This is a genomic window from Pseudomonas sp. LAM2023 (assembly GCF_016620375.1).
Lineage (GTDB): Bacteria > Pseudomonadota > Gammaproteobacteria > Pseudomonadales > Pseudomonadaceae > Aquipseudomonas > Aquipseudomonas anuradhapurensis.
In genome coordinates, this window is sequence record NZ_JAENHV010000036.1 from 583,748 (window position 1) to 604,667 (window position 20,920).

At 64.5% G+C, this 20,920-nt stretch carries 20 protein-coding genes; 14 read left to right on the forward strand and 6 right to left on the reverse strand.

Annotation, left to right across the window (positions count from 1 at the left end; translation table 11 throughout):
* Nucleotides 1–43: 43 nt before the first annotated feature.
* The 4 genes from JKP78_RS22355 to JKP78_RS22370 all read left to right on the forward strand — a co-directional run bounded on the left by JKP78_RS22355 (nt 44) and on the right by JKP78_RS22370 (nt 3,777).
* Entirely contained in the window at nt 44–520 is a 477-nt protein-coding gene (locus JKP78_RS22355; protein ID WP_170030844.1) for a PaaI family thioesterase, read from the forward strand.
* Nucleotides 517–999, forward strand: a complete 483-nt coding sequence (locus tag JKP78_RS22360) for a PaaI family thioesterase (protein ID WP_200627657.1) — start codon at nt 517–519, stop codon at nt 997–999. Before JKP78_RS22355 ends, JKP78_RS22360 begins: the two co-directional genes overlap by 4 nt.
* Nucleotides 1,000–1,068: 69 nt before the next feature.
* Nucleotides 1,069–2,973: a molecular chaperone HtpG gene (gene htpG / locus JKP78_RS22365; protein ID WP_186688238.1), complete on the forward strand. Its 1,905-nt coding sequence runs from the start codon at nt 1,069–1,071 to the stop codon at nt 2,971–2,973.
* 78 nt (nt 2,974–3,051) lie between these two features.
* Entirely contained in the window at nt 3,052–3,777 is a 726-nt protein-coding gene (locus tag JKP78_RS22370) for a dienelactone hydrolase family protein (protein WP_186688236.1), read from the forward strand.
* Between the two features lie 156 nt (nt 3,778–3,933).
* Here the strand turns inward: JKP78_RS22370 and JKP78_RS22375 are convergent, their stop codons facing one another.
* Nucleotides 3,934–4,797, reverse strand: coding sequence for a pirin family protein (locus JKP78_RS22375; protein WP_186688233.1), 864 nt, complete (start codon nt 4,795–4,797; stop codon nt 3,934–3,936).
* 116 nt (nt 4,798–4,913) lie between these two features.
* Between JKP78_RS22375 and JKP78_RS22380 the strand changes: the two genes are divergently transcribed.
* A complete protein-coding gene (locus JKP78_RS22380) occupies nt 4,914–5,921 on the forward strand; it encodes an amidohydrolase family protein (RefSeq protein ID WP_200627659.1) in 1,008 nt (335 codons plus the stop codon).
* A gap of 168 nt (nt 5,922–6,089) precedes the next feature.
* On the opposite strand, the gene fabB is transcribed toward JKP78_RS22380, so the two are convergent.
* From fabB to JKP78_RS22405, 5 genes are all read right to left on the reverse strand, one after another.
* The gene (gene fabB, locus JKP78_RS22385) at nt 6,090–7,310 is read right to left on the reverse strand and encodes a beta-ketoacyl-ACP synthase I (protein WP_186688220.1); all 1,221 of its coding nucleotides are present in this window, start codon (nt 7,308–7,310) and stop codon (nt 6,090–6,092) included.
* An 11-nt stretch (nt 7,311–7,321) separates the two neighbouring features.
* Complete coding sequence (gene fabA / locus JKP78_RS22390) at nt 7,322–7,837, reverse strand: 3-hydroxyacyl-[acyl-carrier-protein] dehydratase FabA (protein WP_170030830.1); 516 nt, start codon at nt 7,835–7,837, stop codon at nt 7,322–7,324.
* Nucleotides 7,838–8,044: 207 nt separating this feature from the next.
* The gene (locus JKP78_RS22395) at nt 8,045–9,976 is read right to left on the reverse strand and encodes an ATP-binding protein (protein WP_186688205.1); all 1,932 of its coding nucleotides are present in this window, start codon (nt 9,974–9,976) and stop codon (nt 8,045–8,047) included.
* Nucleotides 9,973–10,863, reverse strand: coding sequence for an ABC transporter substrate-binding protein (locus tag JKP78_RS22400; RefSeq protein WP_200627660.1), 891 nt, complete (start codon nt 10,861–10,863; stop codon nt 9,973–9,975). The genes JKP78_RS22395 and JKP78_RS22400 overlap by 4 nt, the downstream gene beginning before the upstream one ends.
* Complete coding sequence (locus JKP78_RS22405) at nt 10,863–13,010, reverse strand: TonB-dependent receptor plug domain-containing protein (RefSeq protein ID WP_186688187.1); 2,148 nt, start codon at nt 13,008–13,010, stop codon at nt 10,863–10,865. The genes JKP78_RS22400 and JKP78_RS22405 overlap by 1 nt, the downstream gene beginning before the upstream one ends.
* 245 nt (nt 13,011–13,255) lie before the next feature.
* On the opposite strand from JKP78_RS22405, the gene JKP78_RS22410 reads away from it, so the two are divergent.
* From JKP78_RS22410 to kdpA, 9 genes are all read left to right on the forward strand, one after another.
* The gene (locus tag JKP78_RS22410) at nt 13,256–14,281 is read left to right on the forward strand and encodes an NAD(P)H-dependent glycerol-3-phosphate dehydrogenase (protein WP_200627661.1); all 1,026 of its coding nucleotides are present in this window, start codon (nt 13,256–13,258) and stop codon (nt 14,279–14,281) included.
* A gap of 24 nt (nt 14,282–14,305) precedes the next feature.
* Nucleotides 14,306–14,653 (forward strand): DUF4389 domain-containing protein, encoded by a 348-nt coding sequence (locus tag JKP78_RS22415; protein WP_186688184.1) that lies wholly within the window; start codon nt 14,306–14,308, stop codon nt 14,651–14,653.
* Nucleotides 14,650–15,108, forward strand: a complete 459-nt coding sequence (sixA, locus tag JKP78_RS22420; protein ID WP_200627662.1) for a phosphohistidine phosphatase SixA — start codon at nt 14,650–14,652, stop codon at nt 15,106–15,108. Before JKP78_RS22415 ends, sixA begins: the two co-directional genes overlap by 4 nt.
* 194 nt (nt 15,109–15,302) lie before the next feature.
* Complete coding sequence (locus JKP78_RS22425; protein ID WP_170030817.1) at nt 15,303–16,091, forward strand: alpha/beta fold hydrolase; 789 nt, start codon at nt 15,303–15,305, stop codon at nt 16,089–16,091.
* Nucleotides 16,088–16,942, forward strand: coding sequence for an alpha/beta hydrolase (locus JKP78_RS22430; protein ID WP_186688179.1), 855 nt, complete (start codon nt 16,088–16,090; stop codon nt 16,940–16,942). The genes JKP78_RS22425 and JKP78_RS22430 overlap by 4 nt, the downstream gene beginning before the upstream one ends.
* Nucleotides 16,943–17,051: 109 nt before the next feature.
* Nucleotides 17,052–17,846: a DUF4892 domain-containing protein gene (locus JKP78_RS22435; RefSeq protein ID WP_186688178.1), complete on the forward strand. Its 795-nt coding sequence runs from the start codon at nt 17,052–17,054 to the stop codon at nt 17,844–17,846.
* Nucleotides 17,847–17,857: 11 nt separating this feature from the next.
* A complete protein-coding gene (locus JKP78_RS22440; protein WP_186688177.1) occupies nt 17,858–18,904 on the forward strand; it encodes an AI-2E family transporter in 1,047 nt (348 codons plus the stop codon).
* A gap of 218 nt (nt 18,905–19,122) precedes the next feature.
* Nucleotides 19,123–19,212 (forward strand): K(+)-transporting ATPase subunit F, encoded by a 90-nt coding sequence (gene kdpF, locus JKP78_RS22445; protein ID WP_170030809.1) that lies wholly within the window; start codon nt 19,123–19,125, stop codon nt 19,210–19,212.
* A gap of 9 nt (nt 19,213–19,221) precedes the next feature.
* Complete coding sequence (gene kdpA / locus JKP78_RS22450) at nt 19,222–20,916, forward strand: potassium-transporting ATPase subunit KdpA (RefSeq protein WP_200627663.1); 1,695 nt, start codon at nt 19,222–19,224, stop codon at nt 20,914–20,916.
* Nucleotides 20,917–20,920 lie beyond the last annotated feature (4 nt).

Sequence of the window (20,920 nt, forward strand, 5' to 3'; positions counted from 1 at the left end):
TAATGATTTTATGCCGCTGCGGCAGTGCGCGGGGTAACAGCCAATGAGCGATGCAACCTTGAAGGCCATGGCCGAGCGTTTTCTCTCGGCATTGAAACATTGTCAGTTATTGCAGATGCGTGTGGCCCAGGCCGATGCCGATGGCATGACCCTGGTCCTGCCCTGGTCGCCGGCCATCGTCGGCAACCCGCAAACCGGCGCCGTGCATGGTGGCGCCTTGACCACACTGATGGACACCACCTGCGGCATGGCCACGCTTTGTGTGCTGCCGCGTTTCGAGGTGTGCCCGACCCTGGACCTGCGCATCGACTACATGCACCCCGCCGAGGCCGGCAAGGCCATCTACGGCCACGCCCAGTGCTACCGGGTGACCCGTGACGTGATCTTCACCCGGGGCACGGCCTACCAGGATGATCCGGCACAACCGATTTGCCAGGTAGTGGGCACGTTCATGCGCCTGGGCCAGCAGATCAAGGGTGGCATTCGCTTTGGCAACAGCCTGAAGGAGGGCGGTGCATGATCCCGCACGCGGTTCGCCAGCAACTCAACGCCGCCCACGCGGTTGGCGATTATCGGCCGTTACTGGCCCTGATTCCCTATGCCAGCCTGATTGGCATCGAATGCACGCGCGACGGCGATGACCTGTTGTTCCGCCTGCCGGCCAACCCGGACAACATCGGCAACCCGCTGCTGCCTGCCATCCACGGTGGCGTGATCGCAGGCTTCATGGAGTTGTCGGCAGCGCTGTACCTGCTGATCTACAGCGACAGCGCGAGTATCCCCAAGATCATCGATTTTTCCATCGACTACCTGCGGGCGGGGCATTTTCGCGATACCTACGCCCAGTGCCAGCTGTGGCGCCAGGGCCGGCGCGTGACCAATGTAGCCATCACCGCCTGGCAGGGCGGCAGGCAGTCGCCGATTGCCACCGCCCGCGCGCATTTCAAGATCGAACCGGAAAAGCCCTTGAAATCATCCGCGCAGCCCCCATCTGCATGACATCCGCCGCTAACGCAGGCCGCACTGGCCGCCGGCGTCAACTGCCATCAGATCGGAGTTTTGAAGACCATGAGTGTGGAGACTCAAAAAGAAACGCTGGGCTTCCAGACCGAGGTGAAGCAGCTGCTGCACCTCATGATCCATTCCCTGTATTCGAACAAGGAGATCTTCCTGCGTGAACTGATCTCCAACGCCTCCGATGCCGCCGACAAGCTGCGTTTCGAGGCCCTGGCCAAGCCAGAGCTGTTCGAAGACGACGCCGACCTGAAGATTCGCCTGAGCTTCGACAAGGACGCCGGTACCGTGACCCTCGAGGACAACGGCATCGGCATGAGCCGTGAAGACGTCATCGCCCACCTGGGTACCATTGCCAAGTCCGGCACTGCCGATTTCATGAAGAACCTCACCGGTGACCAGAAGAAGGATTCGCACCTGATCGGTCAGTTCGGCGTGGGCTTCTACTCCGCATTCATCGTTGCCGACAAGGTCGACGTGTATAGCCGCCGCGCCGGCCTGCCGGCCGCCGAAGGCGTGCACTGGTCGTCGAAGGGCGAGGGCGAGTTCGAAGTCGCCACCGTCGACAAGCCGCAGCGCGGTACCCGTATCGTCCTGCACCTGAAAAAGGGCGAGCAGGAATTCGCCGATGGCTGGCGCCTGCGCAACGTGGTCAAGAAATACTCCGACCACATTGCCCTGCCGATCCAGTTGCCGAAGGAGCAGGTCGCCGCCGAAGGCGAGGAACAGCCGGCCCAGGAATGGGAAACCGTCAACCGTGCCAGCGCCCTGTGGACCCGTCCGCGTACCGAGATCAAGGACGAGGAATACCAGGAGTTCTACAAGCACATCGGCCACGACTTCGAGAACCCGCTGGCCTGGAGCCACAACAAGGTCGAAGGCAAGCTGGAATACAACTCGCTGCTGTACGTACCGGCGCGCGCGCCGTTCGACCTGTACCAGCGCGAAGCACCACGCGGCCTGAAGCTGTACGTGCAGCGCGTGTTCATCATGGACCAGGCCGAGTCGTTCCTGCCGCTGTACCTGCGCTTCATCAAAGGCGTGGTCGATTCCAACGACCTGTCGCTGAACGTATCGCGTGAAATCCTGCAGAAAGACCCGATCATCGACTCGATGAAGACCGCGCTGACCAAGCGCGTGCTGGACATGCTGGAGAAGCTGGCGAAGAACGAACCCGAGCAGTACAAGGGCTTCTGGAAAAACTTCGGCCAGGTGCTGAAGGAAGGCCCGGCCGAGGACTTCGCCAACAAGGAGAAGATCGCCGGCCTGCTGCGCTTCGCCTCCACCCAGGACGACAGCGGCGAGCAGAGCGTTGCCCTGGCCGACTACCTGGCCCGTGCCAAGGAAGGCCAGGACAAGATCTACTACCTGACCGGCGAGTCGTACGCGCAGGTGAAGAACAGCCCGCACCTGGAAGTGTTCCGCAAGAAAGGCATCGAAGTGCTGCTGCTGACCGACCGCATCGACGAGTGGCTGATGAGCTACCTCAACGAGTTCGACGGCAAGGCCTTCGTCGACGTCGCCCGTGGCGACCTGGACCTGGGCAAGCTGGATTCGGAAGAAGACAAGAAGGCCCAGGAAGAAGTCGCCAAGGAAAAGGAAGGCCTGGTCGAGCGCCTGAAGGGTGCGCTGGGTGACAGCGTGGCCGAAGTGCGCGTGTCGCACCGCCTGACCGATTCGCCGGCGATCCTCGCCATCGGTGAACAGGACCTGGGCCTGCAGATGCGCCAGATCCTCGAGGCCAGCGGGCAGAAGGTGCCGGAGTCGAAGCCGATCTTCGAATTCAACCCGACCCACCCGCTGATCGAGAAGCTGGACAACGAACAGAGCGAAGACCGCTTCGCCGAGCTGTCGCATATCCTGTTCGATCAGGCGGCCCTGGCGGCCGGTGACAGCCTGAAGGACCCGGCGGCTTACGTTCGTCGCCTGAACAAGCTGCTGGTCGAGCTGTCTGCTTGAGTTGATGGATGAAAAGCCCGCTTCGGCGGGCTTTTTTCATGGCGGGCATCATGATCATGATTGGCAAAGGAGTGTTTGATGAGCAAAGTAATCGTCGAGTCGCTGGTCTATCACCTGTCCGGCAAGACCTATGAAAGCCGCCTGGTGTATGAGCCGGGAGCGTTGGGCCGCCCGGGCTTGGTGATGGCGCCGAACTGGATGGGCATTGGCGAAGGGGCCGAGCGCATTGCCAAGGAAGTGGCTGAGAAGGGCTATGTGGTACTGATTGCCGACCTGTACGGGCAATCGTTGCGCCCGTCCAATGCCGACGAGGCTGGCGCGGCCATGATGCCGCTCAAGGACGACCGTGGTGAACTGCGCAAGCGCATGCAGGAAGCCCTGGCCCAGCTGCTGGGGCAATCGAAGGCGTTGCTGGAGCCCGGCAAGGTGGCCACGTTCGGCTTCTGCTTCGGTGGCTGCTGTGCGCTGGAGCTGGCACGTTCGGGCGCCGACCTGCGCGCTGCGGTGTCGTTCCATGGCACCCTGGATACGCCGGACCCGGAGGACGCCAAGCGCATCAAGGGTTCGGTGCTGGTGCTGCACGGCGCATCGGACCCGCTGGTGCCGAAAGAGCAGTTGCCGGCATTCGAGGACGAGATGAACGCGGCCAAGGTCGATTGGCAGTTGCTCAGCTATGGCGGCGCGGTGCACTCGTTTACCGACCCGAATGCCAATGTGCCGGGCAAGATGCAGTATGACCGGCGCACCTCGGAGCGGGCGTTCCGCGCGATGCATAACCTGCTGACTGAAGTGTTCCAGCGCTGACATAGCATGGGGGCCGCTCTGCGGCCCATCGCGACACAAGGCCGCTCCTACAAGGACCGCGTATGCCATGAGCCACGCTATCCCTGTATGCTATGAGCCACGCTATCCCTGTAGGAGCGGCCTTGCGTCGCGATGGGCTGCAGAGCAGCCCCCAGATCAGCGCGGCAGCTCGATCCTCGAAGTTTCCCCCGGCACCGCCGGCCAATCCCCCGCAGCCCACCTGGCCCGGGCCTGTTCGATCAGTTCCCCATCACTGGCGACAAAATTCCAGTTCATCCGCCGTGGCCCATCCAGTGGCGCACCGCCAATCAGCACCAGCTGGCATGCCCCCTCCGCATACAGAGTGACTTCTTCGCCCTCCGGCAACACGATCAGGCAGCAGGCTGCAACGGATTCATTGTCCATCATCAGCTCACCATCGAGCAGGTACAACGCCCGCTGCGCATGCTCGGTCGGTACCCGCAAGGTGGTCGCCGGCTGCATTTGCACATGCGCGTAAAGGGTAGGGGAGAGTACCGGCACCGGTGATTGCAGGCAGAACCCGCTGCCGGCGATCATGCAGATGCGCACTCCCAGGCTGTCGCTGACGGGCAGGCTGGCAGCCGGGTAATGGCTGTAGCTGGCCGGGCCCTGTTCATGTTCGCGCGGTGATGCCAGCCATACCTGCAAACCATGCAGGCGCGAGCCATGGGCCCAGGCATCTTCAGGTGTGCGCTCGACATGGGCGACGCCGCTGCCTGCGGTCATCCAGCTGACCTCTCCCGGCAGCACCCGCTGCGCCGAGCCGAGGCTGTCCTTGTGCAGTATTGCCCCTTCGAACAGGTAGGTCAGGGTCGACAGGCCGATGTGCGGGTGCTGGCGGATGTCCATGCCATGCCCCGGGGCATAGTCGGTTTCCAGCATATGGTCGAAAAACACGAACGGGCCGACACTGCGGCACTGGGCCGACGGCAGCGGGCGCAGGATCGGCTGGCCCTCGACCGATTCGGCGCGCGGGTGGATGACCAGGGGGCTGCTCATGGGAAGGGCTCCAGGCACGGGGAAATGCCCCAAGCATAGCGGTTTATCTGCCCGGGCTGAACCGTCTCGCTGGCCGGCCGGTCTACAGGGTCGGTATTCGCAAAAGGACGCTGCCCATGATAGCCCGAGCGCTGGCCTGCGCGCTGTTGTCCACCTGGTTGTGCCAGGCGGTACAGGCGCGTGACTACCGCTACAGTGATGCGCATCTGCACTACGTCGATTTCTTTCAGGAAAGCGAAGGCATGCCGGCATTGATCAAGGCCATGGATGCCGCGGGCATCGAGCGATCGATGATATCCGGCATCCCGGTGGCCAAGAAATGGCATGAAGATGAGCCCAAGCGCCCACGCTACTACGCCGGTGACGACGCCGATGCCTACTGGTACAGCGCCACCGACACCTATGTGGCGGCAGCGCTGCAGCAGTTGCCGGAGTCCCAGCGCCAACGCTTTCACCCGTTCCTGAGTGGCTTCAACCCGGTGGACAAGAATGCCGTCAGCCATATCGAGCGCATGCTCGACCTGTACCCGGGGCTGTGGCAGGGCATTGGCGAGGTATTCACCCGTCATGATGACCTGACGGCGCTGACCAGCGGCGACACTCCGCGCGCCAATAACGAAGCCATGACGCGTATCTATCACCTGGCCGCCGAGCGTGACCTGCCGGTGCTGCTGCATTCCAATATCACCTCCAAGCGCGAGCGCAACCCGCTGTACCTGGCCGAAATCGAAGAGCCGCTGCGCAATCACCCGCACACGCGATTCATCTGGGCGCATGCCGGCAGCAGCATGGAAATCCACCGGCACCAGACGCAGATGGACTTTCTGCTGCCGGTGCTGACGCGGTTGCTGGAAGATTATCCGAACCTGTATGTCGACCTGTCGTGGAGCGTGCTGGAACCCTATTTGCTGGACAGCAAGGGTGTGCCGCGCAAGGCGTGGCTGGCCTTGGTCGAGAAGTACCCGGAGCGCTTCATGCTGGGCTCGGATGTGGTGGGGCGGTTTGGCAGCCTGGGAGAGCAGATGCACGGGTTCAGGCCGTTTCTGGATGCATTGCCGGAACAGGTGGCCAATAAGGTGGCCCGGGAGAATTTTCTGGCGGTGTTGCCCAAGGTTCGCCAGTGACCTGTACCGGCCTCTTCGCGGGCATGCCCGCTCCCACAGGATCACCACAAGCCTGAATGCCATGGGGCCCCTGTGGGAGCGGGCGTGCCCGCGAAGAGGCCGGCACAGGCGATACAAATGAAAACGCCCCGAACCAGTCGGGGCGTTTTCGTTTACCGCAGCAGCGTCTTACTTGCCTTCCCAGCGCTTGAGCACCAGGGTGGCGTTGGTGCCGCCGAAGCCGAAGCTGTTGCTCATGACCGTGTCGATCTTGGCGTTCTCTTCGGTCTTGCGCAGGATCGGCATGTCGGCGACCTCTGGGTCCAGCTCGTCGATGTTGGCGGAGCCGGCGATGAAGTTGTTTTCCATCATCAGCAGGCAGTAGATCGCCTCGTGCACGCCAGCAGCGCCCAGCGAGTGGCCCGACAGGCTCTTGGTCGAGCTGATCTTCGGTGCCTTGTCGCCGAATACCGCGCGAACGCCCTTGATCTCGGCAACGTCACCGACCGGGGTCGAGGTGCCGTGGGTGTTCAGGTAGTCGATCGGGGTGTTGACAGTGGACAGCGCCTGCTGCATGCAGCGGATGGCACCTTCACCGCTCGGAGCGACCATGTCGTAACCGTCGGAAGTAGCGCCGTAGCCGACGATTTCGGCGTAGATCTTGGCACCGCGGGCCAGGGCGTGTTCCAGCTCCTCGACCACTACCATGCCGCCACCACCGGCGATGACGAAGCCATCACGGTCGGCGTCATAAGCGCGCGAGGCCAGTTCCGGGGTCTCGTTGCGCTTGGTCGACAGGGCGCCCATGGCGTCGAACAGGAACGACTGGCTCCAGTGCTCTTCTTCACCGCCACCGGCGAAGACGATGTCCTGCTTGCCCCACTGGATCTGCTCCAGCGCGGTGCCGATGCAGTGTGCCGAGGTGGCGCAGGCCGACGAGATCGAGTAGTTGATGCCCTTGATCTTGAACGGGGTGGCCAGGCACGCCGAAACGGTGCTGCCCATGGTGCGGGTTACGCGGTACGGGCCGACACGCTTGACGCCTTTCTCGCGCAGGGTGTCCAGCGCTTCCATCTGGTTCAGGGTCGAGGCGCCGCCGGAGCCAGCCACCAGGCCGGTACGCGGGTTGGACACCTGTTCTTCGGTCAGGCCAGCATCCTTGATCGCGTCCTGCATCGCCAGGTAGGCGTAGGCAGCGGCGTGGCCGACGAAGCGGTAGACCTTGCGGTCGATCAGTTCTTCGAGGTTGAGGTCGATGGACCCGGAAACCTGGCTACGCAGCCCCATTTCCTTGTATTCCGGGTTGTAACGGATACCCGGACGGCTGTTGCGCAGGTTTTCGGTAACGGTAGCTTTGTCATTGCCCAGGCACGATACGATGCCCAGACCAGTGATAACGACGCGGCGCATGCGAATAACCCTTAGAAATTGTCAGTGGAGGTGAACACGCCGACCCGCAGGCCTTCGGCAGTGTAGATCTCGCGGCCGTCGACGCTGACCGAGCCATCGGCGATGGCCATGTTCAGCTTGCCCTTCAGGACGCGCTTGATGTGGATGTTGTAAGTGACCTTCTTGGCCTGCGGCAGTACCTGGCCAAAGAACTTCACCTCGCCCGAACCCAGGGCGCGGCCGCGGCCCGGCAAGCCCTGCCAGCCGAGGAAGAAACCGACCAGCTGCCACATGGCGTCCAGGCCCAGGCAGCCCGGCATTACCGGGTCGCCTTCGAAGTGGCAGGCGAAGAACCACAGGTCCGGGGTGATATCCAGCTCGGCGACCAATTCACCTTTGCCGTACTTGCCGCCTTCTTCGCTGATATGGGTGATGCGATCGACCATCAGCATGTTCGGCGCGGGCAGTTGCGCATTACCTGGGCCGAACAGCTCACCGCGACTGCAGCGCAGCAGGTCTTCCCGAGTAAAGGCGTGTTGTTTGGTCATGCGAGCTCCTCAATAACCCCCTGTGGCAGGGGATGAATCTTCCCGGCCGGCCCGAAAACCAACAGCTTCGGGGCGGCAGCCTACAGGTAGACTATTGCGTTGTGGTGAAAGTCACAGCGCACCTGGCGAAAGAAGTACAGGTGTGCACTGAAACGTCTATTTTCAGGTCCGTTGAAGGTCCTGTCCAGTGTTTAAGACTGCCGCACTTTAGCATTTATCGCCAGTCGCGGTTGTCCGACCGGGTAGCCAGCGCTGCAGCACCTGCTGCAGTTCGGTGCGGCGCAAGGGTTTGCTCAGGTAATCGTCCATGCCGGCGGCCATGCAACGCTCGCGGTCGCCCTGCAGGGCATTGGCGGTCAGGGCGATGATCGGTAGCCCGGCGCCGTTGGGCAGCTGGCGGATGCGCCGGGTAGCCTCATAGCCGTCCAGGTGTGGCAGGCGGCAATCCATCAGCACGGCGGCAAAGCGCTGCCGGCTGACCCGTTCGACCGCCTCCAGGCCGTCCTCGGCGGTGCAGACCGCCAACCCCAGGCTGCGCAGCATGGCGGCGATGACGCTCTGGTTGACTTGATTGTCCTCTACCAGCAACACCTGGCTATCATCGCCCACCGCAGGATGTGCCTCGCTTGCCTGCGCCAGCGCGGCCGGGGCAGGGCTGGCCAGGGCCAACGGCATTTCCAGGGTAAAGGTCGAACCCAGGCCTTCACGGCTTTCGCCGCGCAGCTTGCCACCCATGCGTTCGGCCAGGGTACGGGCGATCGACAGCCCCAGCCCGGTGCCACCATAGCGGCGGGAAATCGAGCTGTCGGCCTGCTGGAAGGCGACGAACATCATTTCCAGGCGTTCGCTGTCGATGCCGATACCGGTGTCACGCACGCTGCAGGTCAGCCAGATCAGTTGCCGGTCGAGTACCTGCCAGTGGGCCTCGACCTGCACCTGCCCGCGTTCGGTGAACTTCAAGGCATTGCCCACCAGGTTCAGCAGGATCTGGCGGATACGCGTGGGGTCGCCGTTGACCTGCAGTTGCTCGATGCCGGCCGGCGTTTGCAGGTGCAGGCCGAGGCCACGCTGCTGGGCGCTGTGCTGGAACGACTGGACACTGCTGGTGATCAGCTCGCCGAGGTTGAAGTCGATGTGTTCCAGCTGCAGCGCGGCACGCTCGATGCGCGAGAAGTCGAGAATGTCGTTGATGACCTTGAGCAGGTGCCCGGTGGACTCGCTGGCCACCGCCGTATACTCCGCCTGTTCGTTGCTCAGCGGCGTGGTTTCCAGCAACTGCAGCATGCCCAGCACGCCATTCATCGGTGTACGCAGTTCGTGGCTCATCATGGCCAGGAAGTCCGACTTGGCGCGGTTGGCCTGCTCGGCCTCTTCGCGGGCCTGGATCAGCTCGGCAATGGCCTGTTTCTGTTCATCGCTGGCCTGCTCGAGGGCGTGCGCCAGGTTGTTGATGTGGCGCGCCAGGTGGCCGAGCTCGCTGTCATCGACCACCGGCAGCAGGGTGTCGTACTCGCCCTGCTGGATGGCCTTGACCGCATGGCCCATGTCGCTGATCGGCTTGGCCAGGCTCAGGGCCAGGCGGCGCGCCAGGAGGAAGGTGAACAGCAGGGCGAACAGCGCGAGGATGCCGGCCTTGATCACGATCTCCTGCTGGCGCTGGCTGAAGGCGTCATCGGACATGCCGACGATCACCCGGCCCAGGTAATCGTCGCCGATGGCCGGGGCGGTTGCCTTGCCCTGTTGCAGGAAGTCGTTGTCCAGGCGGATCTGCTGCAGGCGGATGGGCGCCTGGAACACTTCGACGCGTTGCGCGCGGCTGGTGCTTTCATCGGATTGCTCGACGTACACCAGGATATGGTTGCGGCTGTCCTGGACCTCCAGAAAGCGCACGTGGGGAATGCTGAGGGTGGCGCGCATCAGGCCTTCGAGCACCTCGTTGTTGCCCGATATCACCCCATACTCCGAGGCCGGCGCCAGCTGGTTGGCGATCAGTTGCCCGGTGTGGTTCAGTTCCTGGCGCAGGTCCTGGATGCGGACGAAGGTAAAGAAACTGATCAGCAGCAGGGTCAGCAACAGGGCCGGGCCGAGGCTGATGATCTGGGTACGGGTGTGGATGTCCCAGCTCAGGCGTTTGCTCATGGGGTGGGTTCTCCTTCAGCCAGGGCCTGGGCGGCGGCGTTCGGATCGATCGGTTCAAGACCCAGGGCGCGCGCCACCTGCTGGTTGCCGCTGACGCCGTAGCGTGCCGGATACAAGCTGCGTGGCCAGCGCGCCGGTGGCTGGTCGAGCAACTGGTCGAGTACCGCCAGCCAGTCGTCCTGGTCGCTGAAGGTGCTGGCCAGGGCGCCGGCGCGGACGAACCCGGCGTTCGGGCCGATCAGCGCCATCTGTCGGCCATAGCTGCTCAACAGCAGGTTCTTGGCGGTCTTGGAGTTGTACAGGTCGGGGTCGTCCAGGCCCAGCAGCACATCGCTGTTGGCCAGCAGGTGCTGCAGGGGCCGGCTGTCACGCGGGTCGGGCCAGTCCTGGGCAATGATTTCCAGGCCCAGCGGGCGGGCGGCAAGACGCAGCTCTTCGAGCAGGAAACCGCTGTGCTCGCCGTACAGCACGCCAATGCGCTGGGCCTGTGGCAGCAGGTAGCGCGCCAGGCGCAGTTGCCGGCCCAGCGGCGGGTCGCTCCACAACAACGTGAGGAACCCTGGCAGCGACTTTCCCAGGCGCTGTGCAGCCTGTACCCGGCTGACCCGCATGGCCAGGGCTGGTGGGCCGGTGTTTTCACCCAGGCGCCACTCCAGCGCGGCGTTGTCCAGCAGGATCAGGCGCAGGTCGCTCTTGAGCAGGCCGGGGCGTGGCAGGTCGGCGGTGGTCTGGAAGTGCACATGATCATGCGGGCGGCGGCCTTCCAGGGCCGCGACGAAGCTGCGGATGCCGGGCTGGTCCTCTGCGCCGACCAGCACGATTTCGCTGGCGGACAGCGGCCCCAACGGCCACAGGCAGAGCAGCAACAGGCGCAGCAACAGGGCCATCAGAACTCCAGCTCCGCGCTGACGCTCAGGCGATGGCGGCTGTCGTAGCGGTTCTGGATCGCGGTGGTCGGTTCATCGTCCAGGCGTTGTTGCCATAGCGCCGCCAGCTCGAGGTTGCTGCCGTGCACCCGGAAGCGTTTGGCCAGGCGCAGGTCGAGGCGCTCGTAACGGTACTGGTTGAGGGCATCGTCGCCATAGTAGAACAGCGCGCTCGACCAGCCGTCGCCCCACTCGCGCATCCACCCGGCCGAACCGCTGTTGCGGGCGCTGAGGCGGCGGTCGTCGGGGTTGCTGGCCCAGGCATCGACATAGGCATAGGTCAGGCGCAGGCGGTCGCGCAGGGTCGGGCGCCAGTCCAGTTGTGCCTCGCTGCCGCTGAAGCGGGCCTTGTTGGCGTTGCTGGCAATGAACTGGTTGTTCTTCAGGGGCTCGCTGATCATGCCGGTGATCTCGTCGTAGAACAGCTTCACATCCATGCTCAGGTCGATGTCGCTGAAGTAGCCGTTGTAGCCTACCTCGCGCGAGCGCATGCGCTCCTGCTCGAGATCGCCCGGGCCACGGGTCTTGACGAAGTACTCGCCGTTCTGCAGGCCGAACGCATTGGGGCTGAGGTTCTTGACCGTGTAGCTCCAGTTGACGTTGTTCTCGAACATGTCGGGCGAGCGCACGGCCTCGGAATACACCGCGCGCAAGCCATGGCGCGGGGTGATCAGGTAATTGACCGCCACGCGCGGCGTCAGCGAGCTGCCCGACAGGCGCGAGTCCTCGAACATGGTGCCGCCCTGCAGGATCCAGTGTTCGTCGGCGCGCCACTCCAGCTGGCCGAACAGGCGCCAGGTCTGGTCGTCGATGCTGCCGTTGAAGTAGGTCTGCGAGTCGGCACGATCGTAGCGGTAATTCATGCCGCTGAGCAGGCGCAGGCTGTCGGTCAGGCTCAGGGTGTCCTGGATTTCCAGGTCGTAGCGGGTTTCGCGCGTGCTCTGGTCGACATCGCCGCAGACCTGCTGGTTGCCACCGTTCGCCCATTGCTGCTGAACCTTCTCCAGCAGCCCTTTCATGACCGGGTCATTGGTCGAAAGTGGCGCACCGGTAGCAATACCGCGTGCCACTTTTTCCGCGAAGTCAGGGTTGATCTGCCACAGCTGGGTCAGTTCCGGGCTGAACGACTGCAAGGCGTCACAGGCCCGCCAGACCTGCTGACGGTCGAAATGCTGCGCCGAACCCTGGATATAAAGGCTGTGCTCGGCACTGAAGTCCTTGGTCCAGCGCAGTGAACCTGCGTAGTCCTTGGCATTGACGTCAGCGTCGTTGCCTACCTCGTATCTCTTGAATACCGGCTTGTAGGTGTAGGGCCGCTGGTTGCTGCCTTCTTTCGCCGCCAGCTGCCATTCCAGGGTCTGGTCGTGGGCCAGGCTGTGGCTGGCATTGAGGTTGAAGCGGGTCAGCCGGCGGCTGTCGCGGTAGTCCTGGCCGAACTGGTTTTCATCGAAACCATCATCCTGCTGGCCTGACAGCGACAGGCGCATGTCGCCGCCGTCCCAGCCAAAGCCGTGGCTGGCGTAGAAGTCGTTGATGCCGTCCTGGCCGCGGGTGGTCTTCAGCCGCGTGCCATGGCTGTCGGCGGGGTTGCGGGTCAGGATGTTGACTACCGCCATCAGTGCATTGGCGCCGTAGCTGACCGTGTTCGGGCCGCGAAACACCTCGATGCGTTCGATGTCTTCCATGGCCAGCGGGATATCGCTCCAGTCCACCGTGGCCAGGCCTGCGCGGTACACCGAGCGGCCGTCGATCAGCACCTGCATGCGCCGGGCGTCGTTGACGTTACTGCCGTGGTAGTTGACGGTGGGCTGGTTGGCGGCGCCGTAGCCGATCATCATGCCCGGCACCAGGCGCAGCAACTCGGGGATATCGCGGGCGCCGCTGGCGCGGATCAGCTCGCTGTCGAGCACGGTCATGCTGCCCGGCACTGCCGCCGGGGATTGTTTCAGGCGCGTGGCGGTCAGAACCTGCGGCAGGTCGGTGTTGTCGATGAACAGATCGTCGGCCACGGCCGGGCCACCGAGCAGGGCAGTCAGCAGGAGCAGGCGCGGGTACGGGGGCGTGCCAGGGAACACAAAGCTGCCTTGTTTCAGGATTGAGACAGGCATGGTAACTGACCGGGCGGGTTTTGCCAGTGGCTGTGGGGGGGCGGGCTTGGGATGGTGGTGGGGGCGGGGGCATGTCTTGAGGGGTTCAGCGCCTGTGGGATCGAGCGCCGCGCGGGCGGCGCTCGATCCCACAGGCGCCAAAAAACCCAAGGCGAACCCGAAAACCCCCCACCACTGGCTCTGTAGCAGACGACCCGTATAATGTTCAGGTCGCCACTTAACTTAATGGCTCTAACGGATTGAATATGACTGAACAGCAACCTGTTGCAGTTCTTGGAGGCGGCAGCTTCGGTACCGCCGTGGCGAACCTGCTGGCCGAAAACGGCGTGCCGGTGCGCCAATGGATGCGCGACCCCGAGCAAGCCGAAGCCATGCGCGTCAACCGCGAAAACCCACGCTACCTCAAGGGCATCCGCCTGCATGACGGCGTCGAGCCGGTCAACGACCTGCTGGCGACCTTGCAGGCCAGCGACCTGATCTTCGTCGCCCTGCCGTCGAGTGCCCTGCGCAGCGTGCTGGCGCCCCACGCCGAGCTGCTGCGCGGCAAGGGCCTGGTCAGCCTGACCAAGGGCATCGAAGCACAGAGCTTCAAGCTGATGAGCCAGATCCTCGAAGAAATCGCCCCCGAAGCCCGCATCGGGGTGCTGTCGGGCCCCAACCTGGCCCGTGAGATCGCCGAGCACGCGCTGACCGCCACGGTGGTCGCCAGCGAGGACGAAAAGCTCTGTCAGCAGGTGCAGGCCGTGCTGCATGGGCGTACCTTCCGTGTCTACGCCAGTAGCGACCGCTTTGGCGTCGAGCTGGGTGGGGCGTTGAAGAACGTCTACGCCATCATCGCCGGCATGGCGGTGGCGCTGGGCATGGGCGAGAACACCAAGAGCATGCTGATTACCCGTGCCCTGGCCGAGATGACCCGCTTTGCCGTCAGCCAGGGTGCCAACCCCATGACCTTCCTCGGCCTGGCCGGGGTGGGTGACCTGATCGTCACCTGTTCCTCGCCCAAGAGCCGCAACTATCAAGTTGGCTATGCGCTAGGCCAGGGCCTGAGCCTGGAACAGGCCGTCAACCGCCTGGGCGAAGTGGCCGAAGGCGTCAACACGCTCAAGGTGCTCAAGTCCAAGGCCCAGGAAGTGCAGGTGTACATGCCGCTGGTGGCGGGCCTGCATGCCATCCTGTTCGAAGGCCGCACGCTGAACCAGGTGATCGAGCACCTGATGCGCGCCGAGCCGAAGACCGATGTCGATTTCATTTCCATCAGCGGTTTCAACTGAGCCGCACGCAGCAAGGAGCGAAACATGAACGATACCCCGGAGCGCGCCCAGCGCGAGTCGATCATCCTGCGGGTGCTGTGGATGCTGGTTTTCCTGGTGGTCTGGCAACTGGCCGAGATCCTCCTTGGCGGCCTGGTGCTGGTGCAGTTGATCTATCGCCTGGTGTACGGTGCGCCAAGCGCCAGCCTGATGAATTTCGGCGATAGCCTGAGCCAGTACCTGGCGCAGATCGGCCGATTCGGCAGCTTCCACAGTGACCAGAAACCCTGGCCGTTCGCCGACTGGCCGGCGCCGCGCGCCCCCGAAGGCGAGGCGCCGCATGCCGTCGCCCCTGCGCCGCACCCGGTGCGTGACGAGGAGCCCAAGCTGTGAAGCTGTGGGTATTGCGCCACGGCGAAGCGGAGCCGCGGGCCAGCAGCGATGCCGAACGCCGGTTGACCGCCCATGGCCGCGAGCAGGTGCTGCACAGCGCTGCTCGCCTGCTGGGCCAGCCGTTGCAGGCGATCCTCGCCAGCCCCTACGTGCGCGCCCAGCAGACGGCGGCGCTGGTGCATGACACCCTGGGCTTCGCCGAGCCGGTGCGCACTGTGCCGTGGCTGACGCCTGAAAGTGACGTGCAGCAGGTGATCGGTGAAATCGAGCGTCTGGGTCTGGAGCATGTGTTGCTGGTCAGTCATCAGCCGTTGGTGGGGACTTTGGTCGGCGCGCTGGAGCATGGCCATCAACAGCGGCCGGCGGGCATGAGCACTGCCAGCCTGGCGGAACTGGAAGGGGACTGGCCGCTGGCTGGCTTGATGACCCTGCGGGCAATCAACGCCCCGGCTTGAGTCGCCGGGGCCGCTTTGCGCCCCTTTGGCGATACAAGGCCGCTTCCACAAGTATCGTGCTGCTTTCCAGGCCAGCGCTGTACCGGTGGGCGCTGGCGTGACCTGATAGCCCTCGCCGATGACCTTTCCGGATGTTGCCGAACTGCCCGGCGATACCGACAATGGGCCATCATTTGCCATCCGGATGTGGCGCCATGTCGCAGCAGATCTTCTTCGCCCATGCCAACGGTTTCCCCTCGGCCACCTACGGCAAGCTGTTCGCGGCGCTGGCACCGGACTACCAGGTGCAGCACCTGGCCCAGCACGGGCACGATCCACGCTTTCCGGTGGACGACAACTGGCAGGGCCTGGTCGATGAGTTGCTGCATCACCTGGCCCGGCAGGACCAGCCGGTATGGGGTGTCGGCCATTCATTGGGCGGTGTGCTGCACCTGCATGCGGCCCTGCGCCGCCCGGAGTACTACCGCGGGGTGGTGATGCTCGACTCGCCAGTACTCACCCGCGCCGACCAGTGGCTGCTGCGCACTGCCAAGCGCTTCGGCTTCATCGACCGTATCACCCCGGCTGGCCGCACCTTGGGACGCCGCGAAACCTTCGGTGACCGTAACAGCGCCCGCGCTTATTTTGCCGGCAAGTCGCTGTTTCGCCATTTCGACCCCGACTGCCTGGATGCGTATGTCGAGCATGGCCTGCAGGCGATGCCGCAAGGGCTGCAACTGCGCTTCGACGTCGCCACCGAAATCAGCATCTACCGTAGCATTCCGCATACCAGCCCTGCGCCTGCGCGGCACTTGCAGGTGCCACTGGCCATGGTCCGCGGCGAGCGCAGCAAGGTCATTCGCCGCCACCATGCGCTGGCTGTACGCGGCATGCCCAAGGGCGAATACCACAGCGTGCCGGGAGGGCACATGTTCCCGCTGGAGCGGCCAACCGACACTGCCAGCCTGATCAAGGGCCTGTTCGACCGCTGGAGCCAGGCATGAGCACGCAGGTCGAGGAAGTACGCCTGAGCCTGGGCCATATCGAACTGGCGGCGCATCTGTTCGGTCCTGCCGACGGGCTACCGGTGATCGCCCTGCATGGCTGGCTGGACAACGCCAACAGCTTCGCCCGCCTGGCACCGCGCCTGAAAGGCCTGCGCATCGTCGCCCTGGACCTGGCCGGGCACGGCTACTCCGAGCATCGGCCGCCCGGCGCCGGCTATGCCCTGGCCGACTATGCCCATGACGTGCTGCGGGTGGCCGGGCAACTGGGCTGGCAACGTTTCGCCCTGCTGGGCCATTCGCTGGGGGCAATCATCTCGGTACAACTGGCTGGCGCGTTGCCGGAGCGGGTGAGCCACCTGGCTTTGATCGATGGCGTGATCCCGCCGACCGGTGCCGAGCAGGACGCCGCCGAGCGCCTGGGCATGGCCCTGCAGGCCCAGCTGCGCCTGGATGACAAGCGCAAGTCGGTGTACGCCACGCTGGAACGGGGCGTCGAGGCGCGCATGAAGGGTATGGTTGCGGTCAGCCGCGAGGCCGCCGAGCTGCTGGCCCAGCGTGGCTTGATGCCAGTGCCGGGTGGCTACAGCTGGCGCAGCGACAGCCGCCTGACCCTGCCATCGCCGCTGCGCCTGAGTGAAACCCAGGCCATGGCCCATGTGCGCCGGGTGAGTTGTCCGGCGTGCCTGGTGGTGGCGGCCGATGGCATGCTGGCACGCCACACCGCGTTGCTGCAGCAGCTACCCTTTGAACAGGTGAGGCTGCCCGGTGGCCATCACCTGCACCTGAACGATGAGCAGGGCGCAGCGCTTGTCGCAGACTGTTTCAATCGCTTCTTTGGCTTTGCTTGACTTGCAACAGACAACTGTCGAGGCTTGGCGGGTTGAACAGGGAGACAACCATGCAATTGCCAGACATCCTGGAGCTTCACCTCGGCGCTGAGCGCCGCCTGGGTCGCCGATGAGCGCGCCTGTTGCCATTCGCTTTGCCTTCGCGGCCTGCCTGGTGATCGCCAGCCCTGTGTCATGGGGCAGCAGCCTGCCGGTACCGGTGGACGCCAAGGTGGTCGACCAGCGTCCGGCCGTGGAGCAGGAACGCGTCTACCCGCTGGGGCCGCTACGCAAGATCAGCGGCCGCCTGCGGGTCGAGAACAAGGTCGAGAGCCGCGGCCAGGTCAGCTCGGTCACCTATGAGCTGCCAGTCGAGCGCACCGCCCGCGAAGCGTTCACCAGCGCGCGCGAAGCGCTGCAGCACGAGGGTGGTTACCCGCTGTTCTGGTGCCAGGGCCGCGATTGCGGCGAAGCCAGTCTGTGGGCCAACGATGTGTTCGGCAATGCCCGCCTCAACGGTGGCGACGAGCAACAGGCGTTCATCCTGTTGCGCCGCTCGGCGCAGCAGGCCGACACCCTGGTCGCGCTGTACAGCGTTACCCGTGGCAACCGCCGCGCCTACCTGCATGTGGAAGAGTTCGTCGCCGGCAGCCCGCTGGGCGTACTGCTGCCAACTGCCGCCACGGTGCTGCGGGAAATGCGCGACACCGGCAAGCTCGACTACCCGGACCTCGCGGCGCCGCAAGACACCTGGGCAGACCTGCTGGCGCGCAGCCTCAACCTCGACAGCACCCTGCGTGCCAGCCTCAGTGGCCCGCAGGCCGAAGCCTGGCGCGAGGCGCTGGTCAAGGCGGGGGTGCGCAATAGCCGCCTCGAGGTCGGTAGCGCGCCTGGCGAAGGCCTGCACCTTGAACTGATCCGTTGAACGAGCCCGCCATGGTTAACAATGACCGCCTGTTGATCCAGATTCTGCTGCTGGCACTGCTGGGTGCCGGCCTTTGGGTGATGGCACCGTTCATTTCGGCGCTGTTGTGGGGGGCCATCCTGGCCTTTGCCAGCTGGCCGCTGATGCGCTTTCTCACCCGCGTGCTGGGCGGGCGCGAAACCCTGGCCGCCAGCCTGCTCACCAGCGCCTGGATCCTGATCGTGGCCCTGCCGCTGGTGTGGCTGGGGTTCAACCTGGCCGACCACATTCGCGATGCCACGGCGTTTGTCCGTGACGTGCAGGTCGACGGCCTGCCCGATGCCCCGGCCTGGCTGGGGGGCATCCCGTTGGTGGGCGAACGCCTGGTCAGCTGGTGGCAGTCGCTGGACCAGCAGGGCGCGGCCTTGCTGGCTTCGATCAAGCCGCACCTGGGGCAGGTGGGTAACTGGTTGCTGGCGCGCAGTGCGCAAATCGGCAGCGGCGTGCTGGAGCTGACCCTGAGCCTGGTCTTCGTGTTCTTCTTCTATCGCGACGGCCCGCGGTTGTCGGCGTTCGTCCTGCGCTTGCTGCACCGCCTGGTGGGCGAGCGCGGCGAGTACTACCTGGAGCTGGTCGCCGGCACGGTGCAGCGGGTGGTCAACGGTGTGATCGGCACGGCTGCCGCGCAGGCTGTTCTCGCGTTGATCGGCTTCCTGATTGCCGGTGTCCCTGGCGCCATCGTGCTGGGCCTGGTGACCTTCATGCTCAGCCTGATCCCGATGGGACCGCCCTTGGCCTGGATCCCGGCCACGGCCTGGCTGGTATGGAAGGGCGAATACGGCATGGCGGTGTTCCTCGGCGTCTGGGGCACCTTCGTCATCAGCGGCGTGGACAACGTGCTGAAGCCGTACCTGATCAGCCGTGGCGGCAACCTGCCGCTGGTGATCGTGCTGCTGGGGGTGTTTGGCGGCTTGATCGCCTTTGGCTTCATCGGGTTGTTCATCGGGCCTACCTTGCTGGCCGTGGGGTATAGCCTGTTGCTGGACTGGAGCCGGAATTCGGGGCCGGTGCAGTCTTAGTTCGCCCTTGAGGTGTTTGTCGCCCGTATGGAGCGCCGCCCGCGCGGCGCATCGCGGATAAATCCGCTCCTACAAAATCAGGTCGGTGCAGGCAACACATGACTTGATCTTTACGCATTCTTTATCCTGATCGCGGCCCCTCGATCTCGCCCCTTTACGCCCCTCCCTCGGACAATTCCCCCAAAGCGGCCCAAGCCGCACCACGGGGAGAACCACACATGAACGTGCTCGACGGGCTGTCACTGCTGCTGGCAGTGGCATTGGCGTTTTATCTGCTGGTGGCGCTGCTGCGCGCCGATCGCAGCTAGGGAGCGGCCATGCACAGTTACGATTTCGCCTTGCTCCTGGCTTTTTTCGCCATCGTGCTGCTACCGGCACCCTGGCTCGGTCGGTTCTACTACAAGGTCATGGAAGGCCAGCGTACCTGGCTGTCGCCTGTGCTCGGCCCGGTCGAGCAAGCCTGCTACCGGCTGGCGGGTGTGCGCAGCAGCCAGGAACAGAACTGGCGGCAGTACAGCCTTGCCCTGCTGGCCTTCAACCTGGCCGGGTTCCTGCTGCTGTTCACCGTGTTGCTGCTGCAGGGCTACCTGCCACTCAACCCGCAGCACCTGCCCGGCCAGGAATGGTCGCTGGCGTTCAACACCGCCGTCAGCTTCGTCACCAACACCAACTGGCAGGCCTACAGCGGTGAGGCGTCGGTCAGCTACCTGAGCCAGATGCTCGGCCTGACCGTGCAGAACTTCGTCAGCGCCGCCACCGGCCTGGCCGTGCTGGTCGCCCTGTGCCGTGGCATCGCCCGGCGCAGCGCGACGACGCTGGGCAACTTCTGGGTCGACATGACCCGTGCCACCCTCTATGGCCTACTGCCGCTGTGCCTGCTGTTGGCACTGCTGCTGGTGTGGCAGGGCGTGCCGCAGACCCTGGCCGATTACGCCCACGCCGTCACCCTGCAAGGCAGCGAACAGACCATCCCGCTGGGCCCGGCCGCCAGCCAGATCGCCATCAAGCAGCTGGGGACCAACGGCGGTGGCTTCTTCGGTGTCAACTCGGCGCACCCGTTCGAGAACCCCACGGCCTGGAGCAACCTGTTCGAGGTGGCATCGATCATCCTCATTCCGGCGGCGCTGGTGTTCACCTTCGGCCACTACGTGAAGGACTTGCGCCAGAGCCGCGCCATCCTCGCCTGCATGCTGGCCCTGTTCCTGATCGGCGGTAGCACGGCGTTGTGGTCCGAGCACCAGCCCAACCCGGCCCTGGACAGCGCGCAGGTCCAGCACAGCGCGCCCATGGAAGGTAAGGAAAGCCGCTTCGGCACCACCGGCTCGGTGCTATGGACGGTGACTACCACAGCGGCCTCCAACGGTTCGGTCAATGCCATGCACGACAGCCTCAATCCCCTCACCGGGATGGTGGCGATGGTCAACATGATGGTCGGCGAGGTGATCTTCGGCGGTGTCGGTGCTGGGCTGTACGGTATGCTGCTGTTCGTGTTGATCGCGGTGTTCCTGGCGGGGCTGATGATTGGCCGCACCCCGGAATACCTGGGCAAGAAGCTGCAAGCCCGCGAGGTACAACTGCTGGTGGCGACCCTGCTGGTGATGCCGGTCGGCGTGCTGGTACTCGGTGCCATCGCCGCCAGCCTGCCTGGCCCGGCGGCTGCGGTGAGCAACCCCGGTGCGCATGGTTTCAGCCAGTTGCTGTACGCCTACACCTCGGGTGCCGCCAACAACGGCTCGGCCTTTGCCGGCTTCGGCGCCGGCACGGTGTTCCACAACCTGATGATCGGCCTGGCCATGCTCATCGGCCGCTTTGGCTACATCCTGCCGGTGCTGGCCCTGGCCGGCAGCCTGGCGGCGAAGAAAAGCGCGCCCCAGGGGCTGAACAGCTTCCCCACCCATGGCCCGCTGTTCACCGGCCTGCTGCTGGTGACCATCCTGCTGGTCGGCGGCTTGACCTTCCTGCCGGCCCTGGCCCTTGGGCCAATCGCCGAACACTTGAGCCTGGGTTTTTGAGGAT